The 16,166-nt window shown below is 45.4% G+C and carries 11 protein-coding genes, 21 tRNA genes and 1 rRNA gene; 3 read left to right on the top strand and 30 right to left on the bottom strand.

The window, feature by feature from the left end:
* Position 1: 1 nt before the first annotated feature.
* Positions 2-1,225, top strand: coding sequence for a glycosyltransferase family 4 protein (locus EFK13_RS15695; RefSeq protein ID WP_129507818.1), 1,224 nt, complete (start codon positions 2-4; stop codon positions 1,223-1,225).
* Positions 1,226-1,297: 72 nt separating this feature from the next.
* Here EFK13_RS15695 and EFK13_RS15700 read toward each other — a convergent pair whose 3' ends face one another.
* Genes EFK13_RS15700 through cotSA form a run of 3 tightly spaced genes read right to left on the bottom strand, consistent with a single transcriptional unit; the run spans position 1,298 to position 3,955 of the window.
* Positions 1,298-1,750: a hypothetical protein gene (locus EFK13_RS15700; RefSeq protein WP_129507817.1), complete on the bottom strand. Its 453-nt coding sequence runs from the start codon at positions 1,748-1,750 to the stop codon at positions 1,298-1,300.
* 1 nt (position 1,751) lies between these two features.
* A complete protein-coding gene (gene cotS, locus EFK13_RS15705; protein ID WP_129507816.1) occupies positions 1,752-2,807 on the bottom strand; it encodes a spore coat putative kinase CotS in 1,056 nt (351 codons plus the stop codon).
* 14 nt (positions 2,808-2,821) lie between these two features.
* Positions 2,822-3,955: a spore coat protein CotSA gene (gene cotSA, locus EFK13_RS15710; protein ID WP_129507815.1), complete on the bottom strand. Its 1,134-nt coding sequence runs from the start codon at positions 3,953-3,955 to the stop codon at positions 2,822-2,824.
* A 189-nt stretch (positions 3,956-4,144) separates the two neighbouring features.
* Between cotSA and cotI the strand changes: the two genes are divergently transcribed.
* Together cotI and EFK13_RS15720 are read left to right on the top strand one after the other, a co-directional pair.
* The gene (gene cotI, locus EFK13_RS15715) at positions 4,145-5,218 is read left to right on the top strand and encodes a spore coat kinase CotI (RefSeq protein WP_129507814.1); all 1,074 of its coding nucleotides are present in this window, start codon (positions 4,145-4,147) and stop codon (positions 5,216-5,218) included.
* 92 nt (positions 5,219-5,310) lie between these two features.
* On the top strand, positions 5,311-5,778 hold the full coding sequence (locus EFK13_RS15720) for a TspO/MBR family protein (RefSeq protein ID WP_129507813.1): 468 nt from the start codon (positions 5,311-5,313) through the stop codon (positions 5,776-5,778).
* A 30-nt stretch (positions 5,779-5,808) separates the two neighbouring features.
* Here EFK13_RS15720 and glgP read toward each other — a convergent pair whose 3' ends face one another.
* The 27 genes from glgP to rrf all read right to left on the bottom strand — a co-directional run bounded on the left by glgP (position 5,809) and on the right by rrf (position 16,066).
* The gene (gene glgP, locus EFK13_RS15725; RefSeq protein WP_129507812.1) at positions 5,809-8,205 is read right to left on the bottom strand and encodes a glycogen phosphorylase GlgP; all 2,397 of its coding nucleotides are present in this window, start codon (positions 8,203-8,205) and stop codon (positions 5,809-5,811) included.
* Positions 8,192-9,646 (bottom strand): glycogen synthase GlgA, encoded by a 1,455-nt coding sequence (gene glgA, locus EFK13_RS15730; protein WP_129507811.1) that lies wholly within the window; start codon positions 9,644-9,646, stop codon positions 8,192-8,194. The genes glgP and glgA overlap by 14 nt, the downstream gene beginning before the upstream one ends.
* The gene (gene glgD, locus EFK13_RS15735; protein WP_129507810.1) at positions 9,643-10,674 is read right to left on the bottom strand and encodes a glucose-1-phosphate adenylyltransferase subunit GlgD; all 1,032 of its coding nucleotides are present in this window, start codon (positions 10,672-10,674) and stop codon (positions 9,643-9,645) included. Before glgD ends, glgA begins: the two co-directional genes overlap by 4 nt.
* Before the next feature lie 23 nt (positions 10,675-10,697).
* Positions 10,698-11,840 (bottom strand): glucose-1-phosphate adenylyltransferase, encoded by a 1,143-nt coding sequence (locus tag EFK13_RS15740; RefSeq protein WP_129507809.1) that lies wholly within the window; start codon positions 11,838-11,840, stop codon positions 10,698-10,700.
* A complete protein-coding gene (glgB, locus tag EFK13_RS15745) occupies positions 11,837-13,720 on the bottom strand; it encodes a 1,4-alpha-glucan branching enzyme (RefSeq protein ID WP_129507808.1) in 1,884 nt (627 codons plus the stop codon). Before glgB ends, EFK13_RS15740 begins: the two co-directional genes overlap by 4 nt.
* A gap of 224 nt (positions 13,721-13,944) precedes the next feature.
* Positions 13,945-14,016, bottom strand: a tRNA-Glu gene (locus EFK13_RS15750).
* Positions 14,017-14,045: 29 nt separating this feature from the next.
* Positions 14,046-14,136, bottom strand: a tRNA-Ser gene (locus tag EFK13_RS15755).
* 3 nt (positions 14,137-14,139) lie between these two features.
* A tRNA-Asn gene (locus EFK13_RS15760) sits at positions 14,140-14,214 on the bottom strand.
* 12 nt (positions 14,215-14,226) lie between these two features.
* Positions 14,227-14,303: transfer RNA gene (locus EFK13_RS15765), tRNA-Ile, on the bottom strand.
* A gap of 15 nt (positions 14,304-14,318) precedes the next feature.
* Positions 14,319-14,392, bottom strand: a tRNA-Gly gene (locus EFK13_RS15770).
* Between the two features lie 10 nt (positions 14,393-14,402).
* A tRNA-His gene (locus tag EFK13_RS15775) sits at positions 14,403-14,478 on the bottom strand.
* Positions 14,479-14,497: 19 nt separating this feature from the next.
* A tRNA-Phe gene (locus EFK13_RS15780) sits at positions 14,498-14,573 on the bottom strand.
* A 12-nt stretch (positions 14,574-14,585) separates the two neighbouring features.
* A tRNA-Asp gene (locus tag EFK13_RS15785) sits at positions 14,586-14,662 on the bottom strand.
* A gap of 67 nt (positions 14,663-14,729) precedes the next feature.
* A tRNA-Met gene (locus EFK13_RS15790) sits at positions 14,730-14,806 on the bottom strand.
* 17 nt (positions 14,807-14,823) lie between these two features.
* Positions 14,824-14,916 (bottom strand) — tRNA-Ser (locus EFK13_RS15795).
* Positions 14,917-14,922: 6 nt separating this feature from the next.
* Positions 14,923-14,999, bottom strand: a tRNA-Ile gene (locus tag EFK13_RS15800).
* Between the two features lie 2 nt (positions 15,000-15,001).
* Positions 15,002-15,078 (bottom strand) — tRNA-Met (locus EFK13_RS15805).
* 20 nt (positions 15,079-15,098) lie between these two features.
* Positions 15,099-15,171 (bottom strand) — tRNA-Ala (locus tag EFK13_RS15810).
* A 5-nt stretch (positions 15,172-15,176) separates the two neighbouring features.
* Positions 15,177-15,253 (bottom strand) — tRNA-Pro (locus tag EFK13_RS15815).
* A gap of 15 nt (positions 15,254-15,268) precedes the next feature.
* Positions 15,269-15,345 (bottom strand) — tRNA-Arg (locus tag EFK13_RS15820).
* A 9-nt stretch (positions 15,346-15,354) separates the two neighbouring features.
* Positions 15,355-15,440: transfer RNA gene (locus tag EFK13_RS15825), tRNA-Leu, on the bottom strand.
* Positions 15,441-15,454: 14 nt separating this feature from the next.
* Positions 15,455-15,529, bottom strand: a tRNA-Gly gene (locus tag EFK13_RS15830).
* A 5-nt stretch (positions 15,530-15,534) separates the two neighbouring features.
* Positions 15,535-15,621: transfer RNA gene (locus EFK13_RS15835), tRNA-Leu, on the bottom strand.
* Positions 15,622-15,631: 10 nt separating this feature from the next.
* A tRNA-Lys gene (locus EFK13_RS15840) sits at positions 15,632-15,707 on the bottom strand.
* Between the two features lie 37 nt (positions 15,708-15,744).
* A tRNA-Thr gene (locus EFK13_RS15845) sits at positions 15,745-15,820 on the bottom strand.
* A gap of 32 nt (positions 15,821-15,852) precedes the next feature.
* Positions 15,853-15,928: transfer RNA gene (locus EFK13_RS15850), tRNA-Val, on the bottom strand.
* Positions 15,929-15,950: 22 nt separating this feature from the next.
* Positions 15,951-16,066: ribosomal RNA gene (gene rrf, locus EFK13_RS15855) — 5S ribosomal RNA — on the bottom strand.
* Positions 16,067-16,166: the final 100 nt, after the last annotated feature.

Raw genomic sequence — 16,166 nt, forward strand, 5'->3', positions numbered from 1 at the left:
AATGAAGCTTGCCTTTATCTGTACAGAAAAGCTGCCGGCGCCCGCGGTACGCGGCGGCGCTATTCAAATGATGATTGACGGTGTCACGCCTTATTTCAGCAGCCGGTACGATCTCACCATTTTTTCAATAGAAGATCCATCGCTCCCAAAAAGAGAAACGAAAAACGGCGTACAATATATCCATCTGCCAAAAGAGCATTACCGCGAGGCGGTAGCCGAGGAGCTGCGAGCCTCTTCCTTTGACCTTATTCATGTGTTCAACAGGCCTTTAAATGTCTCTTTATATAAAAAAGCCGCACCAAACAGCAAGATTGTTCTGAGCCTTCACAACGAAATGTTTTCTGAAAAAAAGATGACCTTCGCACAAGGAAAAGAAGTAATCGCCAATGTCTCCATGATCACAACCGTCAGCGAATTTATTAAACAAACCGTCATTGAACGTTTCCCTGAAGCCGAGGACATCACAAAAGTCGTATATTCCGGCGTTGACATCCGCTCTTATCCGCCTGTCTGGACGATAAAAGGTTCGGCTGTCAGAGAGGCATACCGAAAAAAATACGGCATTGAGGATAAAAAAGTCATTTTATTCGCCGGCCGTTTAAGCCCGACAAAAGGGCCGCACCTTCTCATCCACAGCATGAAACGGATTTTGCAGCAGCATCCCGACGCTGTGCTGGTCATAGCAGGCGGGAAGTGGTTCAGTGATGACGGCGAAAACCAATATGTAACCTATCTGCGAAAGCTGGCGCTGCCATACAGAGAGCACGTGATCTTTACGAAATTCATCCCCGCAGACGACATTCCCAACCTCTTTCTGATGGCGGATGTATTTGTGTGCAGCTCCCAGTGGAATGAACCCCTCGCCCGCGTGAATTATGAAGCCATGGCAGCAGGAACGCCCTTAATTACCACAAACCGGGGCGGAAACGGCGAGGTCGTAAAACACGAAGTCAACGGCCTCGTTATCGACAGCTACAACAAGCCTTCTTCATTTGCGAAAGCAATTGACAGAGCCTTTACTGATCAACAATTAATGAACAAAATCACAAAAAACGGCCGTCACCGTGTAGAATCTTCATTTACCTTTAACCATGCTGCCAAACGGCTTAATGCCGTTTATGAATCGATTCTGGCACCGGAAAACAAACAATTTCCGCCGCCTTTTCTGACGCAAAACCTAGATTTATCATTTATAAACCAGCTTTTTGTGAAAGCAAAATCATAAGGCCTGCAGCTCGTGTTTCAATACGGGCTGTTTTTTCGCTGCAGGGCACATAAAAAAAGGCATAAAGCGATTTTATGCCTTGCGTTTTACAGTATGAGAAAACCATGGAGCTGGTGCTGATTCACTTGGAAGAATGATGATTTCTACTCTATCATCCTCCGCATGTTCAGGTTCTTCATCCAGTTCTTCATCCAGTTCTTCATCCAGTTCTTCTTCAATTGGCGGCGCTGAACGTTTGGAATCATGCTCTTCCTCAAGCTCTCGGATGGTTTCGAATTTCGTTTCTTCATCATCCATGACTTTGCGGTCCGTTTCCTTTTCCTTTTCCTTCTTTTCTTCTTGATGTTTGTTCGGTGCATTGTTAGGGAGCTCTCGGATGCTGCCCGCAGCCAAATGCTTCTCTTCTTCTTCCTTCTCGGCTGAGTTTGTGTCATGAGCCTGCCATCCCATCGATCCAGGCGGTGTAAATACGAATTGGTCGAGATCGAGTTTAGAAATAGAGGCTTTTTGTCTCGATGACCTCATGTCAATTCGCCTCCCGATACGCTTTTATTTTTTTATACAGCTCCGGCAGTTTATCCAAAAACGCATCTTTGGATTCTTCAACAGAAATCATATTTTGCAGCGCCCAGTTGTACTTCTCATCTGACCACGTTTTCTTTTGCTTCAAATAATACTTATGGCCGATTGCACAGAACAGATGCGGAAACGCGAGATCAATCCACAGCACCTCGTACTGTTTCTCTGTGAGCGGATACACTGCATCATAGGCTGCAAGCAGCTCCACCATGAAATCGATATCCCAGACAGAAAGCTTAACCATGACTTTATTCAGCAGAATGCGAAGATCTCTTGACGGCAAATCATAGGTAATCGAGTGAAGCTCCTTTAAAAAAGGCTCCCCGTCAATCTCTGTCAAACGCGCCAATGTAAAATCCTGAAAACAGAATCCGCCATGTTCATGCGTTTCTTTTGTCCAGTTTTCATACTCTGACTCATCAAGCGCTTGCAGAGCTTCTTTTCCTCTTGCCAGCATTTTATCAGCGTGTTTTAAGAAAGTTTGCGAAAATAAGTCATCAGGATAAGACGCCGCGATCTGCATATTCCCTTCTAATTCCTGCAGTTTCCACCGGTACAATTTATGCCATTTGCCAAGCCTGCTTCTTTTCTTGCTTTCATCTGTGCAAACATATCCTTTTGACGCATGATGAAAATGGCCGGCGAATGACATGACCTTTTTCATTTGCTCTGCATCATAGTAAATCATTTCTTTTCCTGTCACTTCGTCATATAAACTGTAAGAGACCTGATCCGTTCCTAAGCAGCTCCCGCCATTTTTTGTTTGATGAATCGGCGCTACCGGCAGCCCTTTCTCTTGTAAATGGGCATGTGCCTGAGTGATAAAAAGCATCCGCTCCGGTTTCATCTGCGCTTCTTTTAATAGCTTTGGGCCTTGATCGGTTTGTATCTCCCAGATTTTCCGCCCGCTTTTGTTTGATTTCAGCGCCACATGTTCGATCTGGAACGGATAATAGCTGAGAATATCGGACACAATCTGTTCTTCATGCTCTTTTTGGTACACTCTGTTCACCCCTTCTATCTGTTCTTTTCATACACGCTGAGCAGATTGTCCGCCACCCTCTGCCAGCCGAATTGGCTTTCTGCCTCTCGACGGCTGTATTTCCCAAGCCGTTCCCGTTTTTCCGAACTGCTGAGCAAATCATTGATATGTTCGGCATATTGTTTAGGATTTTCAAAATCATGAATGATGTAGCCGTTTTTTCCCTCCTCTATGACCTCTGGATTGCCTCCCCGATTGCTTGTAATAATCGGCAGTCCCGCAGCCATCGCTTCATAATGCACCCTTGCTAAAGGCTCCTGCCACTGCGAAGAGCACACAAATACATCTGACATGGTATAAAGGCGCGGAATGTCCTTTGGCTTCACAAATTGAATAAATGTGACATGTTCCTTTTGCATCGCACCCAGAGTATGAAGATGTTTGACATAGTTATTTAACTCGTTGTCTCCAAACCATTTTGACCCGATAAATACCATCATGACATCGGGATGCTCCTCGATAATGTCAGGCAGCGCCTGCAATAAAATGTGCGGGCCTTTTACTTTGCTGAGCCGGCCGACAAACAGGACAATTTTTTTGCCGTGAAGGTCCAGCTCGCTTCTCATATCTTCCCGAGCACGCTGCCCTTCTTTTGTCCAGCGGGGATGGTACGTCTTCAAATCCACACCGGAATACACCGTTTTTGTTTTTGATCGGGCTGAAGGAAAACGGCTTGTGATCGTCCGGCCGATATAATCGCTGACCGTAACAATCTGCGCAACAGAATCGATGCAAACCTCACCTTCTGCCTGGCTGATTTTATCGTAAGCGAACATTTCGTTGTGAACGCTTAAAATAAAAACAGCGTCTGGCGCCTGTTTCTTCAGTTTCGGCACCCAGCTTGGGCGATTACAGACATGCACTAGATCAAAACGGCCGTTTTTCAGCTCTTCTCCAACCGCTTCTTCATAACGGTCTTCATCCAAGTGAACATAATGGACACCGTCTGCGGTTTCTCTATCAGCGAGATTTGGGTCTTTAATAGAAAACACAGTCACCTCATGTTTTTTGGCAATCAAAGGGGCAACCGCTTCGAGGTAGATTTGAATGGCGCCTCCTCGAACCGAGGGGACAGGAAGCTTCTCTGTGGCGATCAGTGCTATTTTCATACATAGCCTCCATTCCTGCGTGATTTTTAACTAGTTAGAATCATGATACGGCTGAACAACCAACTTGTGCGGAATGGGACTGCCCCAAAAACAAAACGGGTAAACAACTATATTCTTCTATCAAATATAGTCACATATCTCAATCATTTTTTGCTTTTGATTCATAAGGTAGGAGTAAAACAGGTAAGGATGTGTCCTTTAATGGCAGAAAACCAAGAAGTCATTGAGGAGGGGAATTCATCAGAGCTTCCTTTATCAGCAGAAGATGAAAGAAAATTAACCGAACTGGCTGAAAATGTGCTTCAAGGATGGGATATACAGGCTGAAAAAATAGACGTCATTCAGGGAAACCAGATGGCGCTTGTATGGAAGGTTCACACAGGCTCCGGCGCGGTTTGTCTGAAACGAATACACAGGCCAGAGAAGAAAGCCTTGTTTTCCATTTTCGCACAGGATTATTTAGCAAAAAAAGGCATGAATGTTCCCGGCATACTCCCAAACAAAAAAGGCAGCCTATATTCCAAGCACGGCTCCTTTCTATTTGTCGTCTATGACTGGATCGAAGGAAGGCCGTTTGAGCTGACTGTAAAGCCCGATTTGGAGTTTATCATGAAAGGCCTTGCTGATTTTCACACAGCTTCCGTCGGTTATCAGCCGCCAAATGGCGTTCCCGTATTCACCAAACTGGGGCGCTGGCCGAATCACTACACGAAACGGTGCAAACAGATGGAAACGTGGAAGCTGATGGCGCAGATGGATAAAGAAGATCCCTTCTCACAGCTTTATCTTCAGGAGATAGACAGCTTTATTGAAGACGGACTGCGCATCAAAGACCGGCTTTTGCAGTCGTCCTATGTTCCATGGACAGAACAGCTGAAAAAAAGCCCTAACCTTTGTCACCAGGATTATGGAACCGGAAATACCCTCTTAGGCGAAAACGAACAGATTTGGGTCATCGACTTAGATACCGTATCATTTGATTTGCCTATTCGCGATTTGCGCAAAATGATTATTCCTCTGTTGGATACTACGGGCGTTTGGGATGAAGAAACATTTCATGTCATGCTGAACGCTTATGAATCCAGAGCGCCATTAACTGATGAACAAAAACAAGTCATGTTTATTGATATGCTGTTTCCTTATGAGCTTTACGACGTCATTCGCGAAAAATACGTCCGCAAGTCTGCTTTACCGAAGGAAGAATTAGAGTCGGCTTTTGAATATGAACGCATAAAAGCAAACGCATTGCAGCAGCTGATTTAAATCCATCATTTCCCCCGCATATCGGGGGTTTGATCTTTATAAGATAAAGGGTAAGTGTAAATGTAAAATAAATACATACGGAGGTTGCAAACATGAAAAAGATTGTCGGCGCCATAGCGGTTTTTGTGATAACATATGCGCTGTTTTCAGCCGCAGGCTACCTGTTTCCTATTGACCAAGAATGGTACAATTCATTGAAAAAACCGGACTGGACGCCAAGCGGATCTGCGATCGGCATCATTTGGGCCATCCTGTTTGCCCTGATCTCCCTTTCAGCTGCCATTGTGTATGCCGCGTTTTCATTTAAACATGCGAAAAGCTTTTGGCTTACGCTTTTGATGAACTATGTGCTGAATCAGGCATTCAGCTATTTTCAATTTACCCAAAAGAATTTGCTGGCTGCATCGATTGACTGCCTGCTTGTCGCCATCACAGCACTCATTTTAATAATCGTAACGAAAACATACAGCAGAGCCTCAAGCTATCTTCTTTTGCCTTATGTTTTATGGAGTGCATTTGCTACGTTCTTATCCTTTACAATCTATTCAATGAATCTGTAAAACAAAAAGCCGCTCTAACAGCGGCTTTTTTTACATCATCGGCTGAATTCCCCAAATGTCTTTCGCATATTCCCGGATCGTGCGGTCGCTGGAGAAATAACCAGAATGGGCAATGTTTAAAATCGAACGCTCAGACCATTTTCGCCGATCGCGATAATCAGCTTGAATACGCTCCTGCGCATCCGCATATGAGCTGAAATCCTTCAGTACAAAATACTCATCATTATGCGGAAGCAGCGAGTCATAAATCGATTCAAATTCATCTGCTTCCCCTTCAAAAAAACCGTTGATCAGCTGATCCGCTACCTGTCTGATTCTGCGGTCATGCTGATAATATTCCCTCGATCTATAGCCGCCGTTTTCCTGATACGATAGAACGTCATCCGCTTTTAAACCGAATGTGTAAATACAATCAGATCCCACCCGCTCAAGAATCTCAATATTGGCGCCGTCATGCGTGCCGATCGTCAAAGCGCCGTTCATCATAAACTTCATATTTCCTGTACCAGACGCTTCCTTGCTTGCGGTTGAAATTTGTTCACTTACATCTGATGCCGGAAAAATCCGCTCGGCCATAGAAACTCTGTAGTTTTCCAAAAAAACAATCTTAATGAGCTGTTTGACTGCCGGGTCATAGTTGACTTTTTCCGCGACAGAATGGATCAGCTTAATGATTTTCTTGGCATAGTGATAGCTCGGTGAAGCCTTTGCCCCGAAAATAAAGGTTTGCGGATAAATTGAAAATCCCGAATCCTCCTTGAGCCGGTTATACAAATACATAATATGAAGAACATTCAGAAGCTGCCGTTTGTATGCATGAAGCCGTTTCACCTGAACGTCGAATATGCTGTCAGGATTCACAACAACCCCCGCCGTGCAAAAAATCAAATCGGCAAGCTCTTGTTTTTTCCTGCTTTTGTTGGTTTGAAACTGTTCAATAAAAGCAGGATCAGAGGCATACGGTTCTAAGCGGATCAGTGATTCCGGCTGTTTCACCCATTCATTTCCTATCGCCTCCGTGATGATGGCAGATAAGCCTGGATTCGCTTTTAGCAGCCAGCGCCTGTGGGCAATTCCATTCGTCTTATTGTTAAAACGATTCGGGAACAGCAAATGAAAGTCTCGCATTTCCCTTTCCTTTAAAATATCGGAATGAATTTTGGCAACGCCGTTTACACTGTAGCTGCCCACTATAGCCAGATGAGCCATTTTGACGACACCATGCGCCGTAATCGCCATGTCCTCTATTCGTTTCCAGTCTCCAGGATACTTCTCCCAAACCGCACGGCAAAACCTTTCATTAATCTCCTCAATAATCATATACATTCGCGGGAGCAGCGGCTTAAACAAATGAATCGGCCATTTCTCCAGCGCTTCTGACAATGTCGTATGATTTGTATAAGAAATCGTATGTACGGTGATATGCCAGGCCTCTTCCCAGCTCATGTTCTCTTCATCAAGCAATATCCGCATCAGCTCAGGCACCGCCAGCGCGGGATGGGTGTCATTAATATGAATGCTCACTCTTTTATGCAGGCCGGATAAAGATTTATTTGTTTTTCGGTAATTGTTCACAATGCTTTTTAAGCTTGCGCATACTAAAAAATACTGCTGCTTCAGCCGTAAAATTTTCCCCTCGTCATGAGTGTCATCGGGATATAAAAATTCAGAAACAGCTTCTGTTTCCCGCTTATAAGACAAAATATTGCCGCCATGATAATGCGCATAGGGCTCGGCGTTCCAAAGCCTTAACGTATTAACGGTGCCCGTTTCATACCCGATAATCGGGATATCATATGGAACGGCGGTAACGATTGTAGCTTGCTCGTGGCGGAAATGCAGACGCCCGTTTTTTTCTGTCATATGGACCTCGCCCCAAAACGGCACGTCAACAGCCTGATCTGCATTTCTTACTTCCCATACATTCCCGTTTTTCAGCCATTGCTCAGGCAGCTCCACCTGATGTCCGTCTACAATTTTTTGCTCAAACAAGCCATGCTTATAACGGATGCCCATTCCGTGTCCCGGCAGGTTCAATGAAGCGAGCGAATCTAAAAAGCATGCGGCTAAGCGCCCAAGCCCGCCATTGCCTAGACCTGCATCACTTTCTATCTGAAGGATCTCCTCTAAATTAATGCCGACTTCCTTTAAGCCTGCTTCTACCACATCACGAACGCCAAGATTCATTAAATTTTGTTCAAGGAGCTGACCGAGAAGAAATTCGATTGACAAATAATATGTCTGCTTTCCGGAATTGGACCTGCTTTTCTCATTGGTCTGGATCCAATCAGCGCTGATATACTCTCTGACCATATTGCCCAACGTTTTATATTGATCGAGCTTGGCAGAGTCTTTAAAGCTTTTTCCGCACGTCATTTCCAGACGCTTTAAAAATAAGGCTGCAAAGCGTTCTTTACTCGAGAACATCCCGTCCACTCCTTGTCACATGCTCGAAAATGCGCTGATATTCTTTCGCTGACTGCTCCCAACTGTAATCTGCAGTCATTGCGGCCTTCATGAGGCTCTTCCATACATCCTGTTGACGATAAAACGACAGCGCCCTCTCAATCGTAAACTTCAGATCATGCGCATTGAAGGCAGAGAACGTAAAGCCATTGCCCGTTCCCTCTTCCTCCTGATAGGAACGGACAGTGTCGTAAAGGCCGCCCGTCTCCCTGACAATCGGAATGGCGCCATATTGAAGAGCAATGAGCTGCCCCAAGCCGCACGGCTCAAATTTCGACGGCATCAAAAACATATCAGAGCCCGCATAAATTTGATGGGCAAGCGGCTCATCAAACCCAATGTACGCTCGGCACTTCTCATAAAAAGCAAATTCCGCGTACCGGAAATAATCTTCAAATTCGCGTTCCCCTGTGCCCAGCACAATCAGTTGTATGTCCTGCTCCTCAAGAAGCTCATGCATAATTCTGCGGACAAGATCAAGGCCCTTTTGTTTAGTGAGCCTTGTCACCATACTGATCAGCGGAATATCGTTTCGCTCTGGAAGTCCCATCCGCCTCTGAAGCCTCGTTTTATTTTCTTCCTTGCATGCAAGATGCTCTGAATCATAATGCGCCTCTATATAGGGATCGCTTTTCGGATGATAGAACGTATCATCAATGCCGTTTAATATGCCGGTTACGTCATTTTCCCTATATCGCAAAACCTGATCCAGCTGTTCACCATAATAAGGCGTCAATATTTCATTTCTGTAAGTAGGGCTAACAGTTGTCACATGATCAGCCGCAATGATGCCCGCCTTCATAAAATTAACAAATCCGTTGCATTCTAACCTTTCATAATGAAAATGATCCATCTCAAGCCCCAGCAAGTCATGTGTGACATCAGGAGGGAATATGCCTTGAAACTGCAGGTTGTGGATTGTGAGCACGCATTTCATCCGCTCATAAAAAGGATGTTTTTTGTATTCTTCTTTCAGCAAATAATTGACCATCGCTGTATGCCAGTCATGAGTATGAACAATATCAGCTTGAACATTCACAGCTTCGGCGGCCTCCAGCACCGCTCTTGAAAAAAAAGCAAACCGTTCACCGTCATCATAATGCCCGTACAACGAATCCCTGTTAAAATAATATTCATTGTCGATGAAATAATAATTCACATCATCTTCGGCCAGATGGTCAATACCGCAATATTGCTGACGCCAGCCGACGGCAACCGTACACTCAGCCGCTTTTTTCATGCGCTTTTTCCAACGCTCAGGTATTTGGCTGTACTTCGGCAGCATCACAGTTACTTCATTGCCTAATTGCGAAAGTGCCTTTGGCAGAGCGCCGGCTACATCGGCAAGACCTCCTGATTTCACAAACGGAGTACATTCAGACACAGCAAATAATACCTTCAAGAGTTCATCAGCTCTCCTTGCACCAAACCTTTTCTTAATACAAGCGGCTGCTCAGCTGTTCCCGCAGCCTCCGTCGCATTGCCGATTTTAACGTCCTTATCAGAAATGACCTGCTCAAGCAGACAACCCTCGCCAATCTGCGTCTTTTGCATAATAATGCAATTTTTCAGCTTCGTCCCCTTTCCAACATGAACCGCTCTAAACAATATGCAGTTTTCAACCTCTCCTTCAAGCACGCAGCCATTTGCCACCAAGGAATTTTTCACAGTGCTGTGTTTTCCGTACTTCGTCGGCGGCTCATCCTTCACTTTTGTATAGATTGGCTGCTGCGGTAAAAACACCTGCTGCCAAAAACGAGGCTGAATAAGCTCCATACTGTGGATATAATACTTTTCCACCGAATCAATGATTGCGGCATAACCTGAATATTCATAGGGGCAAATCGTCAAGGAGGAGGATTCTTTTTCTACCGCCTCCTGAATGGTTTTATAGCCTTTTTCACTATGTCCGTAGATCAAATCCTTTAAAAGCGCTGTAGACATGATATAGATTTGCAGCGACTGGCCGTCCTGACATACCTCGGTGACGTCGCAGCCAACCTCCTGATGGCGTTTCAGCACATATTGAAATTGAATGTTGCATACGGTATGGCTGTTGGAGATGACAGCATATTGCTGTGTGCTTCTGTGAAAGTAATCAAGATGGTCGGAAAACTGTCGAAAAGAACCGAATTCATCGTATTCTTGGTGAAGGTGGGGCGATGGGAAAAAAAAGAGGCCATCCTTTTTCCGATGCAAATCCCATTCCTTACCCGCCCCAAGATGATCCATAAGCGACCGGTAGCGATACTTCGGAAAAATCGCGACACTCCTAATATCCGCATTCACCATGTTGGACAGCATAAAATCGATCAGACGGTACCTGCCGGCAAAGGGGATCGCCCCCAGCGACCGCTGTGCCGTTAAATCCTGAAGAGAATGCTTATATGTGGTTTCATCTATAACACCTAACATTTGATTATTGAACACTGACTCTGCCCCCTCTTCAGTAATTAAATCAATTCTTTTTCTACAAATTCCTCTGAAACGAGCAGCACCTCCTGAATGTCTTTTTCTGATCGGATCACTGCGCCATCCGGCAGTACCAGACCTCTAGGCACGATGGCATTTTCAATTACTACATGCTCGCCGATCGTCACATCCGGCATAATGACCGATGAAGTGACAGTCGCATGCTTACCGACAGTAACCCCTTGAAAAAGCACAGATTGAGACACATTCCCATATACTGCACAGCCTTCATTTACAAGCGAATCATGAACCTGCGCGTCAGATGAAATAAATTGCGGAGGCTGATTCGGATTGACGGAATAAATTTTCCAATTGCGTTCAAAGAGCTTCAGCTCCGAATCCTCTTTTAACAGATCCATATTGGCTTCCCACAAGCTCTGCACTGTTCCGACATCCTTCCAATATCCTTTAAACGGATAAGCAGAAAGCTTCTTTTTCTCCTCCAAAAGCAAAGGAATAATGTCTTTGCCGAAGTCGTGGCTTGAATATGGATTCCGATCGTCCATCTCAAGGTACTGTTTCAAAAGCGGCCAATTAAATATATAAATTCCCATTGAGGCAAGATTACTCTTAGGGAATTTGGGCTTCTCGTCAAAATGTGTGATCGTTCCATCTGCATTGGTCTTCATGATGCCGAACCGGCTTGCTTCCTTCCATTCCACTTCGATAACAGAGATGGTCACATCCGCTTTCTTTTCAATGTGAAAATCGAGCATTTTGCCGTAGTCCATTTTGTATATGTGATCTCCGGATAAAATCAGCACATATTCAGGATCATACTGATTCAAATAATTGAGATTTTCATAAATGGCGCTTGCCGTCCCTTTATACCATTTGACCTCTGAGGACTCGGCATAAGGGGGTAAAACCGTCACGCCGCCATTATATCTGTCAAGGTCCCATGCACTCCCGATTCCAATATAAGAATTCAGCTCAAGAGGCTGATATTGTGTTAAAATCCCGACTGTGTCTATGCCTGAATTGGAACAGTTGCTGAGGGTAAAATCAATAATCCTGTATTTTCCCCCAAAAGATACAGCCGGTTTGGCCATATTTTTCGTTAATCCGCTGAGACGGCTGCCCTTTCCGCCGGCAAGGAGCATGGCTACACATTGTTTTTTCATCTTTTTATCTCTCCTCGTTTTTTAACCGCCCGTAAAATCGAAATGCCGTAAGGGGGAATGGTTATCGTGATATAACACGGTTTATGGTGAAGAACTCCCTTTTTGGCCTCTAACGGCTTTTTGTTGATTTGTCCTGAGCCTCCATATGCTTCACTGTCGCTGTTCAGCACTTCGATGTATTGGGTAAGAAAAGGAACACCGACATCATATTGATGATAGACCTCGGGTTTGAAATTACAAATGATGACAAACGCCTCACCGTGCCTTTTGCCATAACGAATAAAAGAAAAGATTGATTGTTCATCATTATGGACATCAATCCATTCAAACGACTGTGCACGATGGTCATGTTCATAAAGGATTTTGCTTTTTCGATAAAAGCGGAGAAGATCTTGCGTAAAAACGCTGGCTTTCTGATGCATGGGGAAGGAGTCCAAAAACCAATCAAGCTGCTCTGTGTCTTTCCATTCATCAAATTGGGCAAATTCTGATCCCATAAAAATCAATTTCTTTCCGGGATGAACCGTCATATAACCGAGCAAAAGCCGATACTGGGCAAATTTTTGCCAATAGTCGCCAGGCATTTTATTAAGAAGTGATTTTTTTCCGTATACGACTTCATCATGAGAAAACGGCAATACAAAATGTTCACTAAACGCATATAGTAAGGAAAAAGAAATAAGCTGATGACAATACCGCCTTTCTTCCGGCGGTGTCTCCATGTATGTCAGTACGTCATTCATCCAGCCCATATTCCACTTAAAATGAAAGCCGAGCCCCCCTTCCTCAACGGCACCTGTCACTTGAGGCCAATCCGTGGAATCTTCCGCAATCATCATGACATGCGGATATGCCTCTCGCATGGTTTGATTGAGTTTTTTTAAAAATGAAACAGCATATGGATTCGTATAGCGTTCGTCCTGATTTGGCCAATACAGGATGTTAGCCACTGCATCGACCCTAAATCCATCTATATGATAGAGTTCCGCCCAGTACAACGCATTAGAAATTAAAAAACTATGAACTTCCGGTTTTCCCAAGTCAAAATTAGCCGTACCCCATAGCCAATTCTCCCGATCACGTTCTTCTTGATATTCATAAAGCGGTTCTCCATCAAACATATAAAGGCCATGTCCATCTTTACAAAAATGTCCGGGAACCCAATCCAGAATGACTCCAATGTTTTCTTGATGGCATTCATCCACAAACTTCATCAAATCATGCGGCGTACCAAACCTGCTTGTCGGGCTGTAATAACCCGTTCCCTGGTATCCCCAGGAACGATCATAAGGATGCTCATATATTGGAAGCAGTTCGATATGAGTAAACCCATGCTCTTTGATATAAGGAATAAGCGACCGACTTAATTCTTTATAGGAGTAATGCCTGCCATCGGAATGTTTCTTCCAAGAACCGAGATGAAGTTCATAAATAAAAACGGGCTTCTCATACAGCGTCTTAGCCTTCTGTTTCTTTTGCCATGTTTGGTCTTGCCAATTGTATCCTGACAAGTCGTAAGTAAGTGACGCTGTATTGGGCCTGACTTCAGAATAAACAGCATATGGATCTGCCTTAAGCCTGATTTCACCGCTATGAGTCACGATTTCATACTTATACCGTTCCTCTTCTCCCAAACCTGGAATAAATAACGTCCAAATCCCGTTGTCGTTCACTCTGTGCATCACATGCTGTTCTCCTGACCAGCTGTTGAAATCCCCAACCACATGTACTTCTGACGCATGAGGCGCCCACACACAGAATTCATATCCACTTTGGCCATTCAGCTCGCGATAATGCGAGCCAAATAGCTGATAGCTTTTAAACAGACTGCCTTCGTGAAAAAGATAAACATCATGTGCTGTTGGGCTGGCAGCGGCCATGTAATCATCCTTTCTGACATCATAGTTTTCATTTATAGTATTTATTCGAAGAAATAAAAAAAAGCCCTTTCTTGAAAGCGCTTATACTTATTGACATTTAACTTCATTTTCCGAAGAAAAACGAAATATATGGAGATTTTTGTTGCCTGTTTATAGAATACAGAATGAAATATCATGATTTATAAAAAATAAAAAAACCTTGCATGATATGCAAGGTTTTTGGATGACCCGTACGGGATTCGAACCCGTGTTACCGCCGTGAAAGGGCGGTGTCTTAACCGCTTGACCAACGGGCCGATGTTGAGAAGTTATATCTGTAATCATATGGCGGAGAAGGAGGGATTTGAACCCTCGCGCCGCTTACACGACCTACACCCTTAGCAGGGGCGCCTCTTCAGCCACTTGAGTACTTCTCCATTTGGCTCCACAGGCAGGATTCGAACCTGCGACCGATCGGTTAACAGCCGATAGCTCTACCACTGAGCTACTGTGGAATACAAAAGTCATGGTGGGCCTGAATGGACTCGAACCATCGACCTCACGCTTATCAGGCGTGCGCTCTAACCAGCTGAGCTACAGGCCCATGACAATATAAAAATGGAGCGGGTGATGGGAATCGAACCCACGACATCAGCTTGGAAGGCTGAGGTTTTACCACTAAACTACACCCGCAATTTTTATTTGGGGCGATTGATGGGAATCGAACCCACGAATGCCAGAGCCACAATCTGGTGCGTTAACCACTTCGCCACAACCGCCAAAATATATATTGATAAATGGTGGCTCGGGACGGAATCGAACCGCCGACACACGGATTTTCAGTCCGTTGCTCTACCAACTGAGCTACCGAGCCTAATTATTTAAATGGCGGTCCGGACGGGACTCGAACCCGCGACCTCCTGCGTGACAGGCAGGCATTCTAACCAACTGAACTACCGGACCATTTTGATGTTTGCAGATGAATCTTTTGGTTGTGCCTATCAGGCATCCCTTAATCCATTCATGTATTTGGTTGCGGGGGCAGGATTTGAACCTGCGACCTTCGGGTTATGAGCCCGACGAGCTACCGAACTGCTCCACCCCGCGATGATTAAGAATATATATGGCGGAGGAAGAGGGATTCGAACCCCCGCGGGCTTTGACACCCCTGTCGGTTTTCAAGACCGATCCCTTCAGCCAGACTTGGGTATTCCTCCATATAGTGGTGGACCTTGTAGGACTCGAACCTACGACCGGACGGTTATGAGCCGTCTGCTCTAACCAACTGAGCTAAAGGTCCATTGGTAGCGGCGGAGGGGATCGAACCCCCGACCTCACGGGTATGAACCGTACGCTCTAGCCAGCTGAGCTACACCGCCAAATATTTATTGAAACCAAGTGGAGCCTAGCGGGATCGAACCGCTGACCTCCTGCGTGCAAAGCAGGCGCTCTCCCAGCTGAGCTAAGGCCCCAAGAATGGTCGGGAAGACAGGATTCGAACCTGCGACCCCATGGTCCCAAACCATGTGCTCTACCAAGCTGAGCTACTTCCCGATTTCATACAGATTATGGCGCGCCCGAGAGGAGTCGAACCCCTAACCTTTTGATCCGTAGTCAAACGCTCTATCCAATTGAGCTACGGGCGCAAAACTTAATGCCGAGGGCCGGACTTGAACCGGCACGGTAGTCACCTACCGCAGGATTTTAAGTCCTGTGTGTCTGCCAATTCCACCACCCCGGCGTGGATGGTATAGTTGGAGCGGAAGACGGGATTCGAACCCGCGACCCCCACCTTGGCAAGGTGGTGTTCTACCACTGAACTACTTCCGCAGAAATGGTGCGGATGAAGGGACTTGAACCCCCACGTCTGTAAAGACACTAGAGCCTGATTCTAGCGCGTCTGCCAATTCCGCCACATCCGCAACATGTAAATGGTGAGCCATGAAGGACTCGAACCTTCGACCCTCTGATTAAAAGTCAGATGCTCTACCAACTGAGCTAATGGCTCTTCTTACGAGAGACTTGAATATTATATCATATAAAAGTGGTGCCGGCAAGAGGACTTGAACCCCCAACCTACTGATTACAAGTCAGTTGCTCTACCAATTGAGCTACACCGGCATATATGTAAAGCCGAGTATGTATAATTAAAATGGTGGAGGATGACGGGCTCGAACCGCCGACCCTCTGCTTGTAAGGCAGATGCTCTCCCAGCTGAGCTAATCCTCCATAATTGCACTAACGTGCAATTGCTTGGCGGCGTCCTACTCTCACAGGGGGAAACCCCCGACTACCATCGGCGCTGAAGAGCTTAACTTCCGTGTTCGGTATGGGAACGGGTGTGACCTCTTCGCTATCGCCACCAAACAAATGCCTTCAGGATGAAGGTACTGGGCGTTTCTCACAGGATGTGAGAGCCCTTAGCGGAGTTTCCTTGCCTTTCCGCCTTTTAGAGAGTGTTCTCTCA

The sequence above is a fragment of the Bacillus cabrialesii genome (genome assembly GCF_004124315.2).
In the GTDB taxonomy this organism is placed as follows: Bacteria; Bacillota; Bacilli; order Bacillales; family Bacillaceae; genus Bacillus; species Bacillus cabrialesii.